12 protein-coding genes are annotated in these 16575 nt (G+C 68.7%); 5 read left to right on the top strand and 7 right to left on the bottom strand.

From position 1 onward, the window contains the following. Positions 1-121 precede the first annotated feature (121 nt). The 3 genes from AC07X5_RS12520 to AC07X5_RS12530 form a co-directional block, all read right to left on the bottom strand. Entirely contained in the window at positions 122-979 is an 858-nt protein-coding gene (locus AC07X5_RS12520) for a YbgC/FadM family acyl-CoA thioesterase (protein ID WP_494770433.1), read from the bottom strand. A gap of 12 nt (positions 980-991) precedes the next feature. Continuing rightward, positions 992-1912, bottom strand: coding sequence for an alpha/beta hydrolase (locus tag AC07X5_RS12525; RefSeq protein ID WP_494770681.1), 921 nt, complete (start codon positions 1910-1912; stop codon positions 992-994). 77 nt (positions 1913-1989) lie between these two features. Beyond that, the gene (locus AC07X5_RS12530; RefSeq protein ID WP_494770434.1) at positions 1990-2859 is read right to left on the bottom strand and encodes a 2-keto-4-pentenoate hydratase; all 870 of its coding nucleotides are present in this window, start codon (positions 2857-2859) and stop codon (positions 1990-1992) included. A 65-nt stretch (positions 2860-2924) separates the two neighbouring features. Here AC07X5_RS12530 and gbd point away from each other — a divergent pair, with 65 nt between their 5' ends. Together gbd and AC07X5_RS12540 are read left to right on the top strand one after the other, a co-directional pair. Continuing rightward, positions 2925-4061, top strand: a complete 1137-nt coding sequence (gbd, locus tag AC07X5_RS12535; RefSeq protein ID WP_494770435.1) for a 4-hydroxybutyrate dehydrogenase — start codon at positions 2925-2927, stop codon at positions 4059-4061. 356 nt (positions 4062-4417) lie between these two features. Continuing rightward, on the top strand, positions 4418-7270 hold the full coding sequence (locus AC07X5_RS12540) for an EAL domain-containing protein (protein ID WP_494770436.1): 2853 nt from the start codon (positions 4418-4420) through the stop codon (positions 7268-7270). On the opposite strand, the gene AC07X5_RS12545 is transcribed toward AC07X5_RS12540, so the two are convergent. The 3 genes from AC07X5_RS12545 to AC07X5_RS12555 form a co-directional block, all read right to left on the bottom strand. Then, the gene (locus AC07X5_RS12545) at positions 7271-8398 is read right to left on the bottom strand and encodes a patatin-like phospholipase family protein (RefSeq protein WP_494770437.1); all 1128 of its coding nucleotides are present in this window, start codon (positions 8396-8398) and stop codon (positions 7271-7273) included. Positions 8399-8430: 32 nt separating this feature from the next. Next, positions 8431-9261, bottom strand: a complete 831-nt coding sequence (locus tag AC07X5_RS12550; protein ID WP_409960581.1) for an HDOD domain-containing protein — start codon at positions 9259-9261, stop codon at positions 8431-8433. 137 nt (positions 9262-9398) lie between these two features. Beyond that, complete coding sequence (locus AC07X5_RS12555; RefSeq protein ID WP_494770438.1) at positions 9399-11768, bottom strand: Tex family protein; 2370 nt, start codon at positions 11766-11768, stop codon at positions 9399-9401. Between the two features lie 154 nt (positions 11769-11922). Between AC07X5_RS12555 and AC07X5_RS12560 the strand changes: the two genes are divergently transcribed. The 3 genes from AC07X5_RS12560 to AC07X5_RS12570 all read left to right on the top strand — a co-directional run bounded on the left by AC07X5_RS12560 (position 11923) and on the right by AC07X5_RS12570 (position 15347). Next, positions 11923-12327: a hypothetical protein gene (locus AC07X5_RS12560; protein ID WP_494770439.1), complete on the top strand. Its 405-nt coding sequence runs from the start codon at positions 11923-11925 to the stop codon at positions 12325-12327. 75 nt (positions 12328-12402) lie between these two features. After that, a complete protein-coding gene (locus AC07X5_RS12565; protein ID WP_494770440.1) occupies positions 12403-14250 on the top strand; it encodes a monovalent cation:proton antiporter-2 (CPA2) family protein in 1848 nt (615 codons plus the stop codon). Further along, a complete protein-coding gene (locus tag AC07X5_RS12570; protein WP_494770441.1) occupies positions 14247-15347 on the top strand; it encodes a DUF72 domain-containing protein in 1101 nt (366 codons plus the stop codon). Before AC07X5_RS12565 ends, AC07X5_RS12570 begins: the two co-directional genes overlap by 4 nt. Here the strand turns inward: AC07X5_RS12570 and AC07X5_RS12575 are convergent, their stop codons facing one another. Further along, complete coding sequence (locus AC07X5_RS12575; RefSeq protein ID WP_494770442.1) at positions 15348-16559, bottom strand: multidrug effflux MFS transporter; 1212 nt, start codon at positions 16557-16559, stop codon at positions 15348-15350. Between the last annotated feature and the right edge of the window lie 16 nt (positions 16560-16575).

Below are 16575 nucleotides of genomic sequence, written 5' to 3' on the forward strand. Positions count from 1 at the left end.
TCTCTTTGGTGACTTTCTCTTGGCGGCCCAAGAGAAAGTTACTGCGCCGCCGGGCGCACATCCCGGCCTCCGCCCTCCACCCAGGCAAGAAGCATCAAAGCGAAGCGACAACCCCAAAAAATCAGAACCACCGCGCCATAACGATATGCGCAATCCCCGCCTCCTCATAAGGCTCCCCCACCACCGAAAACCCAGCCCGCCGATAAAACCCCTCAGCACTGCACACCGCATGCAACTGCACCTCCCGGTCCCCACGGGCCCGCGAAGCATCGACCAGGACATCCAACACCTTGCGTCCCCAAAGAGCCCCCCGCACCGATCGGTCCACCGCCAGCCGCCCAATCCGCCCAACCCCAGGTGCCTCCTGCAACAACCGCCCCGTAGCAATCGCCTGCTCCAGCCGGTTGTAGACCACCGCATGGCGCGCAGTGGCATCAAGCGCATCGGCTTCGATCTCGGCGGGAATGCCCTGCTCCGTGACGAACACAGCGGTGCGCAATCGGCCCGCATCACGGCCCAGCGCATTCCAGTCGCCGGTCTTGACTTCGGCCGTGTCCTCACCGGCCTCGAAGGCCGTGATGATGTCGCGCAGCGCCTGGGGAACGGGGCGCGACTTCTGCGCCACCGGATCAGCGAACACGTACACCAGCTCACCCGACACCAGCAGGCGCTCACCGCCGAAGATGCCGGCCTCGAAGACACACGAGGAGTTGCCCACGCGCGCGCACCGCATGCCCACGTCCAGCGTGTCGTCCATGCGCGCCGAGGCGTGGTATTCGAGGCTGGCCTTCTTCACGAACATCTCGCCCTGCAGCGCGTGCATGCTGGCGTCGTAGGGCAGGCCCAACGCGCGCCAGTACTCGGACATCGCGTTGTCGATGTACATCAGGTAGTGGCCGTTGAACACGATCTTCTGCATGTCCACTTCGGCCCAGCGCACACGCAGGCGGTGGAAGCAGCGGAAATCACGACGTTGCATAGCTGTTGCCTCTCATTCCAATGAAAAGGCCTGGCGCAGCGCGCGCGCCGCGTCGGCATGGGCCTTTCGCGCCTCGGGAATGGCGCGGCCCATCTTGATGAATTCGTGCGTCACGCCGCGGTAGATCTCCAGGTCCACGGCCACGCCGGCCGCACGCAGCTTGTCGGCATAGTCCACGCCTTCATCCACCAGCGGGTCGCACTCGGCCAGGCCGATCCACGCGGGGGCCACGCCCTCCACGTCGTCGGCATGCAGGGGCGCAAAGCGCCAGTCCTGGCGCTGCTCTCGGCTGGTCACGTACTGGCCGAAGAACCAGGTGATGGCCGGCTCGTCGAGCACCAGGCCGCTCGCGAAGCGGGTGTGCGAGGGCGTGTCCTGGTGCGCCGCGCAACCTGGGTAGATCAGCAGCTGCAGCGCCAGCGGCAGGCCCGCATCGCGTGCGAGGATGGCGTTCACCGTGGCCAGGGTGCCGCCTGCGCTGTCGCCGCCCACCGCCATGCACGCCGGGTCAGCGCCCAGGCGGGTGGCGTTGGCATGCAGCCAGACCAGCGCATCCCAGGCATCGTTGGTGGCGGTGGGAAAGCGGTGCTCGGGCGCCAGCCGGTAGTCGAGCGAGACCACCATGCAGCCTGCCAGTCGCGCCAGCTCTCGGCACAGGATATCGTGCGTGCCGATGCTGCCGATGGTGAAGCCACCGCCATGCGTGTACAGCAGCACGGGCAACGGTGCGCCGGTCGAAGGCGCATACAACCGCGCCGGCAGCGCATGGCCGTCGCGCGCGGGAATGGTGAAGTCCTCCACCCGGGGCAGTTGGGCCTTCGGGACCTCGAGCACATCGGCGCCGGCCGCATAGGCGGTGCGCGCGTCCTGCGGGCTGCGGGTGTACAGCGGGGGGTGGCCCGCGCGCGCCATGCGCTCGAGCACGCTGCGCATCTGGGGGGTCAGGCGGTGGGCATGGATATGCAGATCGGTCAACGCAAAGGCTCTCTCAGGGACGATGAAGAAGAAAACTACTTGAAGGTCACGCGTACTGGCGCGGCACCCGGCAAGCCGTCGTAGGTGGCGGTGACCGACAGGCCGGCCCTGGGCGGCAGCAGCGCCGAGAACGAGCCCAGGCTCACCAGGTCGCCCGGCTGCAGGGTGATGCCCTCTTTCTGCAAGGCAGCGGCCAGCCAGGTGACGGCATTGAGCGGATGCTCGAGGATATCGCTGCCCTTGCCACCGCCCAGGCGTGCGCCAGTGCCATCGGTGAGCGAGACATTCATCTCGGCAAGGGCCTTGAGCAGCGCGTAGCGCTCGCCCCGGTAGGCCGGCACCGGCAGCGGCGCACCCGCAACGCCCAGGCGCGCGCCCACGTTGATGGCCGTGACACCGGCACCGTTGAGCTGGGGCGGCGCCTGCACCATCAGGTCGGGCAGCTCGATGAAGGGGATGACCTGGTCGATGGCGTCCAGCACCTCCTCGGGCGTCCTGGCGTGGTTGATGGCCGCGCTCTTCACGCGCACCAGCATGTCGGCCTCGTACAGCGCGCGGGCGCCGAAGGCGGCCTCCACGCTGGCGCCGTTTGGCAGCACCATGCCTTCGTAGAGCTTGCCCCACACGGGCTTGTCGGTGTTGAAGCGTTTTTGCACCGCCGGGTTGGTGAGGCCTGCCTTGTAGCCCACGACCTTGCCCATGCGCTGCGCCAGCAGCTGGTTGAACTTGCCGCGTGTGCAGGCGCCATCGGCGTCCGACAGGTTCTCCGGATTCGGGGCTGGGGTGCGCGCCACGTAGTGCGCGAGCAGCTCGGCGGCCTGCGCATCGGTCAGGCAATCGGCCTGCACCGCTGTCACGCACGTGACGAACAAAGTGGCGGCGATGAGGGTTTGCTTCAGGGTCATGGGTGTCTCCCGGTTGTACATTGTTCGGAACCCGCCAGATATCGTAAACGCATCCTTACAAAGCCATGGCCTTCATTTACTACGTCACCCAGATCCAGTTCGAGTTCGGCGCCGTGAAGCTGCTCCAGCAGGAATGCGAGCGCGTGGGCATCACCCGCCCGCTGGTGGTGACGGACCCTGGCGTCAAGGCTGCGGGCGTGCTGCAAAAGGCGCTGGACGCGCTCACGGGCCTGCCCGTGGCAGTGTTCGACCAGACCCCCGCCAACCCCACCGAAGCGGCCGTGCGCGCCGCGGTCGAGGTCTACAAGGCCCAGGGCTGCGATGGCCTGATCGCCGTGGGCGGCGGCTCGGCCATCGACTGCGCCAAGGGCATTGCGATTGCAGCCACGCACGAAGGCCCGCTCACCCACTACGCCACCATCGAGGGCGGCTCGCCGCGCATCACCGAACGCGCCGCGCCGCTGATCGCCGTGCCCACCACCAGCGGCACCGGCAGCGAGGTGGCGCGCGGCGCCATCATCATCGTGGACGACCACCGCAAGCTCGGCTTCCACTCCTGGAACCTGGTGCCCAAGACCGCCATCTGCGACCCCGAACTCACACTGGGCCTGCCGCCTGCACTCACGGCCGCCACGGGCATGGACGCCATCGCGCACTGCATGGAGACCTTCATGTCCGCCGCGTTCAACCCGCCGGCCGACGGCATAGCGCTCGATGGCCTCACACGCGGCTGGGCCCACATCGGGCCGGCCACGCGCAACGGTGGCGACCGAGACGCGCGCCTGCACATGATGAGCGCCAGCATGCAGGGCGCCATGGCCTTCCAGAAGGGCCTGGGCGCCGTGCACTCGCTCAGCCACAGCCTGGGCGGTGTGAACCCGCGCCTGCACCATGGCACGCTCAACGCCATGTTCCTGCCGGCCGTGGTGCGCTTCAATGCACAGGCCGAATCGGTGCAGAAGGACAAGCGCCTGGAACGCATGGCCCACGCCATGGGCCTGGGCAGTGCAGGCGATATTCCCGAGGCCATCCGCGACATGAGCGCGCGCCTGGGCCTGCCCACAGGCCTCGCGGCCATGGGCGTGACCGAGAGCATGTTCGACGACATCATCAAGGGCGCCATGGCCGACCACTGCCACAAGACCAACCCACGCATCGCCACGCCCGAAGAATACCGGGACATGCTCGTGCAGTCGTTGTAGCCGCCCCGCAAGGCACGGCCCCCTGGCCGTGCCAGCTCCAAGGAGGCAGGGGGCAGTGGCCCGCGCAGCCACGCCCCGCCAGAGCCTCCCCCATACGGGCGGGGCGCGTTCAGCGTCCGTGCAGCTAAACTGCTGTCTGTCAAACAATAATTAACAAAATAATTAACAGGCCGGTGCTGCAGAGCGCCAGGCCCCGTTGCCACTGCTGAGCGAGCGGCATGCATGGTGGGAGTGCATGGCCGGCGCGCAGGCCGGGCCCTTGGCGCGCCACCCGAAACCGGCTGGCGCCAGCCCATGGCGGTGCTGCGTGCGCTCTTTCTTTCATCCATTCCATGCAATGACTGGCTGATCCATCCATGCGCGCAGAAAAATTCAGGGCCTGGCTGACGCAGGGAACCACCCCCCGGCTGTACCTCGCGATCCTGGCGATCATCGTGGCGGTCGTGGCCGTGCGCTACCAGCAACTGGTATCGCTTGAGGAGCAGGAAGCCCACGACCGCGCCGTGGCCGAACTCGCGCGCGTGGGCGACAACCTGCTCCCCACCCTGGTGGCCCTGGACCCGGCCCAGCGCGAATCGGCGGCCCGCGTGCTGCAGGCCACACCCACCCGCTTCGGCCCGGCCGTACAGTCGCTGCTGTGGCAGGTGCCGGGCCAGGCGCCCCTGCAGTGGACGGCGCCACCCCTGGGCATGCAGGCCCCGGCCTGGTTTGCCGATCTCCTGGACATCGCCCCGCCCGCACAGCGCTTCGGCCAGGCCTTTGCCGACGGTCGCACCGGCGTGCTCACGGTCACCGCCGATCCCGGCATCCTGGTGGACCGGGTGTGGAAGACCGTGGTGGTGCAGGCGCGCATCTCGGCGCTGAACATCTTCACCATCCTGTTCCTGCTGACCCTGATCCTGCGCGCCAATGCCCGCATGCTGCGCCGCCTGACCGAGGCCACGGACCGCTTCCGCCAGGGGCACCTGGACACGCGCATGGACATCCAGGGCGCGCTGGAATCGCGCGCCGTGGCCCACACCTTCAACGACATGGCGGGCAAGGTGCAATCGCTGGTGCACTCTCTGCGCGAGACCCAGCAGCTGCAGAGCGAGCAGTTGCACTTCACGCGCCAGCTCATCGACGCCCTGCCCCTGCCGGTGTTCGTGCGCGAGGCCGACGGCACCTTCATCGACGCCAACCGCGCCTGGCAGCGGCTGTTCCAGAACGGTGACCCCGGCCTGCCGGGCCAGGGCATGTTCCCGGGCCTCACGGCGCCGCACCTGCTGTCACCGGCCCAGTCCCGGGAGCTGGCCATGTCGCAGGACAACGAGGTGCTGGTACAGCCGCCTGGCCAGTTGGCGCGCACCATGGCCTACTACGAGGCGCCGTTCACCAGCATGAACGGCTCGGTGGCTGGCACCGTGGGCACGCTGGTGGACATCACCGAGCGCAAGCGGGCCGAGCAGGCCCTGCGCAACGAGAAGGACCGGGCCCAGGTCACGCTGGCCTCCATCGGCGATGGTGTCATCACCACCGACCTGGCCGGCTGCATCGAGACCATCAATGAAGCCGCCCAGCTCATGACCGGCTACACCGCCGAGCAGGCCGTGGGGGAACTGCTGGACGACGTGTTCCGCCTCTACGAGCAACCGGCCAGCCAGGCGGCCACCCGGGCCACCGGCGATGCCGCCGTGGGCACGCCCAACCGCCCTGCCGTGCAGGAAGTGCTGCTGCACCGCTCGGGCGAGCGCTATGCCATCGCCTACACCGCGTCGGCCATCCGCCAGGGCAGCGGGCGCGCCTCGGGCTGCGTGCTGGTGTTCCGTGATGTGACGGAGGCCAGCCATTTGCGCCACCAGATCTCCTGGCACGCACGGCACGACGCCCTGACCGGCCTGCTCAACCGCGCTTCCCTGGCCGAGCGGCTCACGCACGCCCTGTTCGTCACCGGCCGCAGCCCGACCCTGCTGGCCGTGTGCATGCTGGACCTGGACCATTTCCAAGCCATCAACGCCACCCACGGCCACCGCGTCGGCGACCGCCTGCTCAAGGAGGTGGCCCAGCGCCTGAACGCCTTTGCCACGGGCAGCAATGCCGCGGCGCGCCTGGGCGGCGACGAGTTCGTGCTGCTGCTCAACCACCAGGTCGACGTGCCCGCCATCGAGGAGCATGTGCGCCAGCTCATGCAGCAGCTGGCCGAGCCCTATGCCATCGACGACCGCGTGCTGCACACCACCGCCAGCATCGGCGTGGCCGTGTTTCCGCAGGCCGACGTGAACCCCGACACCCTGCTGCGCCAGGCCGACCAGGCCATGTGCCAGGCCAAACGCTCGGGCCGCAACCGCATGCACCTGTTCGACGTGCAGCTCGACCATGCGGTGCAGACCCAGCACTCGCAGCAGACCCGGGTGGCACAGGGCCTGCAGGCCGGCGAGATGCGCCTGTACTACCAGCCCAAGGTCAACCTGCGCACCGGCGAGGTGCTGGGCATGGAGGCGCTGCTGCGCTGGCAGCACCCCGAACAGGGACTGCTCGGCCCGCAGCATGTGCTGCCCTTGCTGGAAGATGCGCAGGCCGTGGCCGAACTCGGGGAATGGGTGCTGCAGGAAGCCCTGTCCCAGATGCGGCAGTGGAGCCTGGCGGGCGTGCAATGGGAGGTCAGCGTGAACATCGCTGCACAGCACTTCCACCGGCCCGATTTCGTGGACCGGCTCAAGGACCTGCTGCTCACCTGCCCGGAAGTGTCCCCCGCCCAGCTCGAACTCGAGATCCTCGAATCCGCCGCGCTGCAGGACATGCACTACATGCGCAGCATGATGCGCAGCTGCCAGGCACTGGGCGTGCGCTTTGCGCTGGACGACTTCGGCACCGGCTTCTCGTCGCTGTCCTACCTCAAGCGCTTGCCGGCGGAGAGCATCAAGATCGACCAGTCTTTCGTGCGCGGCATCCTGCACGACGAGGACGACCTGACGCTGGTCACCGCCGTCATCACCCTGGCCCAGGCCTTCAACCGCCACGTGATTGCCGAAGGCGTGGAAACACCGGCCCATGGCGACAAGCTGCTGGCACTGGGTTGCGAACGCGCGCAGGGTTTCGGCATTGCGCCGCCCATGCCTGCGCACGAGGTACTGGCATGGACCCGGGCCTACGAGCAGGCCCCACCCCGGCACGCCGCCCAGGCCCCGGCGGCCGCGGCGGCAGCAGCACCCACCACGGCGGCCCGCTGACTACAGGGGCTGCACGGCCGCCATGTCCGGCCGCTGCAGCCACTGTGCAAACTCGTCGGCAAGTTGGCGGCTGGCCGACGTGGCGGCCAGCCAGGCCTTGGCGCGGGCCGCACTGTCCAGGCCGTAGTGGGTGAAGTCGTTGCGGTCCGGCAGCTTGCTGTTGGGCAGCGCACGCACCCATTCGGGGTGGGGTGACAGCACCACCATGGAATCGAGCGCGCTGGTGGAACGGTGGCGCCACTTGAGCCCCTTGTCCAGCCAGCCCGGCACCACCTGCTGCTGAAAGTGCGGGTACAGCACCAGGCCGCCGCCGGCCCGGGCCGCGCCTTCGACCACCTGCGCCATCGGGGCCTGGTGGTAGCCCAGGTGCAGGTGGTAGTCGGTGATGCCGCCATCCCAGTAAGCGCCGCGTGGCGCGCCCGGAATGTCGTGCACGGCCTGCAGCACGAACGGAATCGAGCAACTTGCCTGCAGCGCCGGCATGAAGTTCTGCTCGGTGAGCTGTACCTGGCGCGTGCGGAAGTCGGCCGTCCCGAAAGGCAGGGCCGCACCGGTTGCCAGGCCTGCATCCGGCGACGAGAACACCACACGCTCCAGCCAGGCGGCCAGGGCCTTGCGGTGCAACGTGTTGCTCAGGAAAGCCCCGAGGTAGCCGAGCGGCGTGCCCACACGGTGTTCGCGCGCCAGCACATGCCGGCCGCGCGAGGTGACGATGTGCAGGTGAAAGCGCGGGTGGCTCAGCACCTCCCCGATCCGCCCGCCGTAGAAGGCTTCGAGGTTCTGGCCAAAGCGTTCGCTGACATGCGATGCCGAAGGCCGCTTCTTGCCCGGCGGCAGCTCATAGCTCTGGTGGATGTAGTCGTGCTCCAGCCGCTCGAAGGCCGCCACCGAAGACCCCAGGCAGGCCGTGGCCATGCGCCAGGCGCCAATGGAGGCACCCACCAGGTGCACCGGCTGGCTGGATGCGGCCAGCCACTCGCCAAACAGGAAACGGTCCAGCGGGCCGAGGACCAGGCCCTTGGGGCCGCCGGCCGCCGCGGGGATCACACGCACATCGCCCGCTTGCAGGCCGTGCTGTTCGAGGTGCTGGCGGGCGCGGGGGCCCGCGTGGATGCGCAGTGCTTTCATGCCCTGCATTGTCCCAGAGCGAGGCCCGTGGTTCAGACCACGTAATCGGCGGCGGCCTCGGGGCGTACGTTCCAGTCGATGGGGTCCTGCTGCAGCACCATGTCGATGTCCAGGCCCAGCACCAACCCCACTTCGCCCGGGAAGGAGACGGCGAGCTCGTTCTCGTTGAGCCCGGCTTCGCGCGCCCGCGCGCGCCAGGAGGCCAGGTGGATCACGCCGGCCAGCGGCTCGTAGGCCTTGTTCTCGAACGGCGCGTCCTGGTACTGCAGCGCATCGACCACCACTTCGGGCAGTTGCCAGCGGCGTGCCAGCCCAGCAGACACATTGGCATAGCAGTAGCCGAAGATGCGCTGCTCCACCTTGCTGCGGCGCATGTCCAGCGGCGCCACCAGGGTGTTGACCGAATGGGCCTTCTCGGGATCGGCCAGGTGGATCACGAGTTCTCCCAGGCCGTGCAGCAGGCCCGCCGTGTAGGCCGCGATCTGGTCGTGGTGCACCAGGCCCGCCAGCGAGCGCGAGAGCTTGGCCGTGTTCAGGCTGTAGCGCCAGAACTGCTGCATGTTGATGCCGGGCACGGAGCGCGACGTGGTGCCCAGCGGCGCGGAAGTGACCAGGGTGCGCAACTGGCCAGTGCCCAGCAGGGCCAGGGCCTGGGGGATGCCGGCGATCTGGCGCGGCATCTGGAAGGCCGGGGAGTTGGCCAGCTCCAGCAGGCGCGCGGCCAGGGCCGGATCGGTGCCAAAGAGCTGGTTCATGCGCCGCAGGCTGGGCTCGGGCTGGGCCAGCTCGCTCATCAGCAGCGCAACGGTGCGCGGCAGACTGGGCAGGGCCGCCGGCTGTGCCAGCAGTGCATTCAACTCCATGGGTGGCAGGGCCTCTGGTGGGACAAGCGCCGATTATGGCGCTGCCCGCAGCCCCGGCCCATCACCCATTTTTGCCATGCAGTCTTACCTGCACGGACGGCGCCTGTGGCCGTACCAGCGGTCAGAACGGTGCGATGTCAGCGGCTCTTGGTCTGTTGCAGCTTGGCGAAGGCCGAAGCCATGGCCGATTGCTGCGCCGGCTCGGGCGCGCGGCGCCCTCCCTGCTGCTGTCCACGCCCCGCGCTCTCGAAGCGGTTGTCGCGGTAGCCACCGCGGTCGCCGCCCTGGCGCGGCGGGGCATCGCCGAGCTTCATCGACAGGCCGATGCGCTTGCGCTCCACATCCACCTCCATGACCTTGACCTTGACGATGTCGCCGGTCTTGACCACTTCGCGTGCGTCGTTCACGAACTTGTGTGCCAGCTGGCTCACGTGCACCAGGCCGTCCTGGTGCACGCCCAGGTCCACGAAGGCGCCGAACTGGGCCACGTTGCTCACCGTGCCCTCCAGGACCATGCCTTCCTTGAGGTCCTTGATGTCCTCCACGCCATCGTTGAATCGCGCCACCTTGAAGTCCGGGCGTGGGTCGCGGCCCGGTTTTTCGAGCTCGCCCAGGATGTCCTTGACGGTGATGACGCCGAACTTCTCGTTGGCAAAGAGCTCGGGCTTCAGGGTCTTGAGCATGTCGCTGCGGCCCATGATCTCGGCCACCGGCTTGCCGGTCTTTTCCATGATCTGCTCGACCACGGGGTAGGTCTCAGGGTGCACGCCGGTCATGTCCAGCGGGTTCTCACCGCCGCGGATGCGCAGAAAGCCCGCGCTCTGCTCGAAGGTCTTGGCACCCAGGCCGGCCACGTCCATGAGCTGCTTGCGGCTCTTGAAGGCGCCATTGGCCTCGCGCCAGCGCACCACGGCCTTGGCCACGCTGGCCGACAGGCCCGACACGCGCGACAGCAGCGGCACGCTCGCCGTGTTCAGGTCCACACCCACGGAGTTCACGCAGTCCTCGACCACGGTGCCCAGGGTGCGGGCCAGCTCGCTCTGGTTCACGTCGTGCTGGTACTGGCCCACGCCGATGCTCTTGGGGTCGATCTTGACCAGCTCGGCCAGCGGGTCCTGCAGGCGGCGCGCAATGCTGGCGGCGCCGCGCAGGCTCACGTCCACATCGGGCATCTCCTGCGAGGCGTATTCGCTGGCGGAGTAGACCGAGGCGCCGGCCTCGCTCACCACCACCTTCTCGATCACGCGCTCGGCCTTGGCCGCCAGCTTGATCAGGTCGGCCGCCAGCTTGTCGGTCTCGCGGCTGGCCGTGCCGTTGCCGATGGCGATCAGGTTCACGCCATGCTTGTCGGCCAGCTTGGCCAGCGTGTGCAGCGAGCCCTCCCAGTCGCGGCGCGGCTCGTGCGGGTATACCGTGGCCGTCTCCACCAGCTTGCCCGTGGCATCCACCACGGCCACCTTCACGCCGGTGCGGATGCCCGGGTCCAGCCCCATCACCACGCGCGGGCCGGCCGGCGCGGCCAGCAACAGGTCGCGCAGGTTGTCGGCGAACACCTTGATGGCGACCTTCTCGGCCTCGTCGCGCAGGCGGGCGAACAGGTCGCGCTCGGTCGACAGGCTCAGCTTCACACGCCAGGTCCAGGCCACGCACTTGCGCAGCAGGTCGTCGGCCGGACGGCCGGCATGGCTCCAGCCCAGGTGCAGGGCGATCTTGCCTTCGGCGATGCTGGGCTTGCCCGGCTCGGGCTCCACCGGCAGCACCAGCTTGCCCTCCAGGATTTCGAGCGCACGGCCGCGGAACACGGCCAGCGCGCGGTGCGAGGGCACGCGGCCGATGGGCTCGTCATACTCGAAGTAGTCGCGGAACTTGGAGACCTCGGGGTCATTCTCGTTCTTGCCGTCGATCTTCTTGCTGCGCAGCAGGCCCTCGGCCCACAGCCATTCGCGCAGCGACTGCACCAGCACGGCGTCTTCGGCCCAGCGCTCCGACAGGATGTCGCGCACACCGTCCAGAACGGCCGGCACGGTGGAGAAATCGGCGCCCGTCTTGCCGTCGTCCAGCACTTCGGGCGGCTTGGTGTACGCAGCGGCCTCGGCCGCCGGGTCCAGCGTGGGGTCGGCAAACAGCTTGTCGGCCAGGGGCTCGATGCCGAACTCGCGCGCCATCTGGCCCTTGGTGCGGCGCTTTTGCTTGAAGGGCAGGTATATGTCTTCGAGCTCCTGCTTGGTCGGCGCGGCGGCAATGGCCGCGCGCAGCGCGTCGGTCAGCTTGCCCTGCTCGTCGATGCTCTTGAGCACGGCCACGCGGCGGTCTTCCAGCTCGCGCAGGTAGGACAGGCGCGCCTCCAGCTCACGCAGCTGGATGTCGTCGAGCCCGCCCGTCACTTCCTTGCGGTAGCGGGCGATGAAGGGCACCGTGGCGCCCCCGTCCAGCAGCTCCACCGCTGCACGCACCTGGGATTCACTGACTTTGATTTCTGCGGCCAACTGCCGGACGATCTGCTGCATGGGTGGGCAAACTCTCTGAAACTCGAAAAAATACGCGAAGCGCGGGAGTTTGCCACAGGCACTTTTGGTAACAGCCGGGGCAATGCCCTGGCCTTCGGTTGAAAAGGCCGGACATCCCTAGAATGCAGGCACCGCCTGCCTGCACGCCTTGTTCATGACGACCCTGCCCTTCCCCGTCCGCACGGAATGCCCGCCCGGCGCCTGTGTCTGCGAGCGGGAGGCACTGATCCAGGGCCCGGGCGGCGACACCCGCATCCTGCAGCTGACCCAAGCGGAAGAGAAAAAACTGGTCACCCGGCTGGAGAACATCTCTAGCCTCTCCGACCTGCGCCGCATGCAGGAACGCATGGAGCAGCAACTGGGCATACGCATCGCCATCAGCCTCAGCCCCAACGAGGTACGCACCCTGCGCGGCATCGCCATCCTGGTGCACGAGCAGCCCGGCCTGTGCCGCAAAACGCGCCAGGCGATTCCCGCCGCGATCAAGAAGGGCATGGACCAGCGCCCCGAGATTGCCTACGAGCTGCTGGACGAAGGCGGCCTGTTCTCCAGCTCCTGAAGGCGGCCAAGGGCCTGGATGGCGCTACCATCCCGGGAATCGCCCGTTTTGTTTCCCGTTTGTCCCGGAGTCCCCATGGCCGCTGCTGAATCAGGCACCGAACTCGTCAAAGTCGTCGTGCTGCTGGCCGCTGGCGTCATCGCCGTCCCCCTGTTCAAGCGGCTGGGCCTGGGCTCGGTACTCGGCTACCTGGCCGCCGGCCTGGCCATCGGCCCCTTCGGCCTGGGCTTCTTCAGCGATGCGCAGACCATCCTGCACGTGGCCGAGCTCGGGGTGGTGATGTTCCTCTTCGTCATCGGGCTGGAGATGCAGCCCACCCGGCTGTGGAACCTGCGCCGCCAGATCTTCGGGCTGGGCCTGGCCCAGGTGCTGGTGTGCATTGCCCTGCTCACCGCCACGGGCGTGCTGGCGGGGCTGTCGACAGCGGTGGCCTTCATCGCAGCCTCGGGCTTCGTGCTCTCGTCCACCGCCATCGTGATGCAGTTGCTCGACGAGAGCGGCGACACCTCCACCCCCCGCGGCCAGCGCATCGTCTCCATCCTGCTGCTCGAAGACCTGGCCATCGTGCCGCTCCTGGCCATCGTGGCCTTCCTGTCGCCCGCACCGGCGGGCGAGGCCGTCTCGCGCTGGGTCACCGTGGGCGTGGCCCTGGCGGCCGTGGCCGGGCTCGTGGCCGTGAGCCGCTGGCTGCTCAACCCCCTGTTCAGCGTGCTGGCCCGCTCCAAGGCGCGTGAGGTGATGACCGCCGCCGCCCTGCTGGTGGTGCTGGGCGCGGCGCTGGCCATGCAGTGGGGCGGGCTGTCCATGGCCATGGGCGCCTTCGCCGCGGGCGTGATGCTCTCCGAATCCACCTTCCGCCACCAGCTCGAAGCCGATGTGGAGCCGTTCCGCGGCATCCTGCTGGGCCTGTTCTTCATGGGCGTGGGCATGGCGCTCGACATCCCGCTGGTGCTGCAGAACTGGACGCTGCTGCTGGGCGGCGTGGTGGCCTGCATGGCCATCAAGGGCATCGGCGTGTATGCCGTGGCGCGCTTCACCAAGGCCGCGCATGGCGAGGCCCTGCAGCGCACCATGCTCATGGCCCAGGGCGGCGAATTCGCCTTCGTGCTGTACTCGGCCGCAGCCAGCGCCGGCATCGTGGAGGCGCGCATGAACGCCGTGCTTACCGCCGCAGTGATCATCTCCATGGCGCTCACGCCGCTGGCCGTGCTCTCGCTGCGCTGGCTCATGCCGCCCGAGCCCGCGCAGGACATGGACGGCATCGAGGCCGCCGACGGCCTCCAGGGCACGGTGCTCATCATCGGCTTCGGCCGCTTCGCGCAGATCGCCAGCCAGCTTTTGCTGGCGCGCGGGGTGGACATCGCCATCATCGAGAACGACACCGACATGATCCGGGCGGCCGCGAAGTTCGGCTTCAAGGTCTACTACGGCGACGGCACGCGCCTGGACGTACTGCACGCCAGCGGCGCGCACCACGCCAAGTCCATCCTGGTCTGCACCGACGATGCCAAGACCACCACCCACATCGTGGAGCTGCTCAAGCACGAGTGCCCGCTGATCCCCGTGCTGGCCCGCGCCTTCGACCGGCAGCACGCCATCGAGCTGCTGCGCCTGGGCGTGGACTACCAGATGCGGGAGACCTTCGAGTCGGCCATGGGCTTCGGCATGCAGGCGCTGGAAACCCTGGGTGTGGACCCCGAAGAGGCAGCCGAGGTGGCAGACAGCATCCGCGCCCGCGATGCCGAGCGCCTGCAGCTGGAGCTGGCCGGCGACCAGGACGGCGCGCGCAACTTCTTCCAGGGCAACAAGTGGATTCCCACGCCCCTCACCCAACCCCAGCGCGAAGGCCGCGCCCTCAACGAAGAGGCGGCCGATGCCATCGAGGAGCCGCTGCAGCCCGCGGCGGCCGCCCCGCTGGCATGAGCAGCAGCATCCAGGACGATCTGTTCGGCGGCCCGCCGCCACCGCCGCCCCCTCCGGCTCCAGTGGCCCCACCCGCAGAGGTGGCGCCGCCCAAAAAGAAAAAGGGCATCGGTGTCGCCGCCCAGCCGCAGGACCAGGCGCTGCAGGCGCTGGCGGACCAACTGCCACGCAATCTGCGCCTGGGCACCTCCACCTGGACCTACCCGGGCTGGAAGGGCCTGGTCTGGGAGGGTGAGCACTCCGAAGCCCAGCTCTCCAAGAACGGCCTGCCCATCTACGCCCAGCACCCGCTGTTGCGCACGGTGAGCATCGACCGCAGCTTCTACCGCCCGCTCACCGTGAGCCAGTACGAGCGCTACGCGAGCCAGGTGCCCGACGACTTCCGGTTCGTGGTCAAGGCCCCGAGCCTGGTGACCGACGCCCTGGTGCGCAGCGAGGACGGCCGGGGGCGCGAGCCCAACCCCGCCTTCCTCGATGCCGACCTGGCGCGCACCGAGTTCGTCGAACCTGCGCTGCAGGGCCTGGGCCACAAGGTGGGGGCGCTGGTGTTCCAGCTCAGCCCCCTGCCCATGGACCAGCTCGACCGCCTGCCCGAGGTGCTGCAGCGCCTGCGCGCCCTGCTGCTGGCCCAGCCCAAAGTGGCGCCCATCGCGCCCGACGGCATCCTGGCCGTGGAGGTGCGCGACCCCGAATGGGTGCGCGAGCATTGGATAGGCCCCGACTTCGCCGCCGTGCTGCGCGAGGCCGGCGCCACCTACTGCATCGACCTGCACCCCAAGATGCCGCCGCTGGCCGAGCAGTTGCCCATGCTGCGCGCGCTGTGGCCCGGCCCCCTGGTCTGCCGCTGGATGCTCAACACCGTGCACGGCCCCTACGGCTACGAAGAGGCGGAAAAGCTCTACGAGCCCTTCGACAGGGTGCACCACCCCGATCCGGAGAACCATGAGGCGCTGGCGCGCCTGATCACCGGCGTGACCGGCGCGGGCCAGAACGCCTACGTCTGCATCAGCAACCATGCCGAGGGCTCGGCGCCCCGCACCATCCGCACCCTGGCCGAGCGGGTGGCCGCACAGCCGCCAACGCCCCGAAAGGGGTGATCAGGCCTTGGCCGCAGCCGGCACCGGGTCGCCGTGCCCCGCCAGCGTGATCCAGGCCAGCGCCACGCCCACCAGGGCGCCCGTGGCCATGCCCACCACCATGGGCAGCGGCCTTCCGTTGGCGAACAGGCCCACGATGCCCATGGCCGCCGCACCGGTCAGCATCTGCAGCGTGCCCAGCAGCGCCGAGGCCGTGCCCGCAATGGCACCGTGCTTTTCCAGTGCCAGCACCGAGGTGGTCGGGATCACGAGCCCCATGAGCGCACTGGCCACGAAATACAGGCCGATGAGCACCGCGAGCTGGTCACCACCCAGCAGGTAGTAGGACAGCATGGCCACCATGACCATGCCCGAGCCCGTGGCCGCCACCTTGACCAGACGCACCAGGCCAAAGCGCTCGCCCAGCGCCGCCGTGAACTGCGAAGTGCCGATGAAGGCTGCCGCGTTGACCGAGAACGCCAGGCTGTACTGCGTCGGGGTGAGGCCGTAGTGGTTGATCAGCACGAAGGGCGAGCCCGCCAGGTAGACGAAAAAGCCCGCCATGGCGCAGCCGCCGATGAATACCAGGCCCAGGTAATGCCAGTCGCGCAGCAGCAGGCCATAGGCGCGCAGGGCGCCGCCCAGGCTGCTCTCCACCCGGTCCTCGGCGGGCCGCGTCTCGCCCAGGCTGGCATACACCAGCGCCAGGCCTGCAACGGCGGCAATCGCCACGGCCCAGAAGACGCCACGCCAGCCGGCCAGCGCGATCAAACCGCTGCCCGCCAGCGGCGCCAGGATGGGCGAGACGCTGAACACCAGCATCAGCAGCGACATCAGCCGCGCCGCATCGGTGCCCGTATGCAGGTCGCGCACCACGGCACGCGGGATCGCCATGCCCGCCGCCGCGCCCAGGCCCTGCACGAAGCGCAGCGCCACCAGGGTCTCGATGTCGGTGGCCAGGGCGCAGCCCACGCTGGCCAAGGTGAACAGCGCCAGGCCAAAGTACATCGGCGGCTTGCGGCCCACCATGTCCGACACCGGGCCATAGAGCAACTGGCCCGCCCCCAGCGAGAGGAAGAAGGCCGTGAGGCTCCACTGCACGGCGCCCACCGAGGCACCCAGGCTGGCCCCGATCTCGGGCAGCGCAGGCAGGTACATGTCGATCGCGAATGGGCCAATGGCCGAGAGCAGGCCCAGGACCAGGGCCATCTTGAAGAAACCGGAAGAATGCATGGCCGCCATTGTCGCG

It is taken from the genome of Acidovorax sp. GW458-11-26-14-TSB4 (genome assembly GCF_059423865.1).

Bases quoted from the DNA above. Each gene is read 5' to 3' on its own strand.
- AC07X5_RS12520 (WP_494770433.1), bottom strand. From the start codon at position 979: ATGCAACGTCGTGATTTCCGCTGCTTCCACCGCCTGCGTGTGCGCTGG.
- AC07X5_RS12525 (WP_494770681.1), bottom strand. From the start codon at position 1,912: ATGCGCAGCGTGCTCGAGCGCATGGCGCGCGCGGGCCACCCCCCGCTG.
- AC07X5_RS12530 (WP_494770434.1), bottom strand. From the start codon at position 2,859: ATGACCCTGAAGCAAACCCTCATCGCCGCCACTTTGTTCGTCACGTGC.
- gbd (WP_494770435.1), top strand. From the start codon at position 2,925: ATGGCCTTCATTTACTACGTCACCCAGATCCAGTTCGAGTTCGGCGCC.
- AC07X5_RS12540 (WP_494770436.1), top strand. From the start codon at position 4,418: ATGCGCGCAGAAAAATTCAGGGCCTGGCTGACGCAGGGAACCACCCCC.
- AC07X5_RS12545 (WP_494770437.1), bottom strand. From the start codon at position 8,398: ATGAAAGCACTGCGCATCCACGCGGGCCCCCGCGCCCGCCAGCACCTC.
- AC07X5_RS12550 (WP_409960581.1), bottom strand. From the start codon at position 9,261: ATGGAGTTGAATGCACTGCTGGCACAGCCGGCGGCCCTGCCCAGTCTG.
- AC07X5_RS12555 (WP_494770438.1), bottom strand. From the start codon at position 11,768: ATGCAGCAGATCGTCCGGCAGTTGGCCGCAGAAATCAAAGTCAGTGAA.
- AC07X5_RS12560 (WP_494770439.1), top strand. From the start codon at position 11,923: ATGACGACCCTGCCCTTCCCCGTCCGCACGGAATGCCCGCCCGGCGCC.
- AC07X5_RS12565 (WP_494770440.1), top strand. From the start codon at position 12,403: ATGGCCGCTGCTGAATCAGGCACCGAACTCGTCAAAGTCGTCGTGCTG.
- AC07X5_RS12570 (WP_494770441.1), top strand. From the start codon at position 14,247: ATGAGCAGCAGCATCCAGGACGATCTGTTCGGCGGCCCGCCGCCACCG.
- AC07X5_RS12575 (WP_494770442.1), bottom strand. From the start codon at position 16,559: ATGCATTCTTCCGGTTTCTTCAAGATGGCCCTGGTCCTGGGCCTGCTC.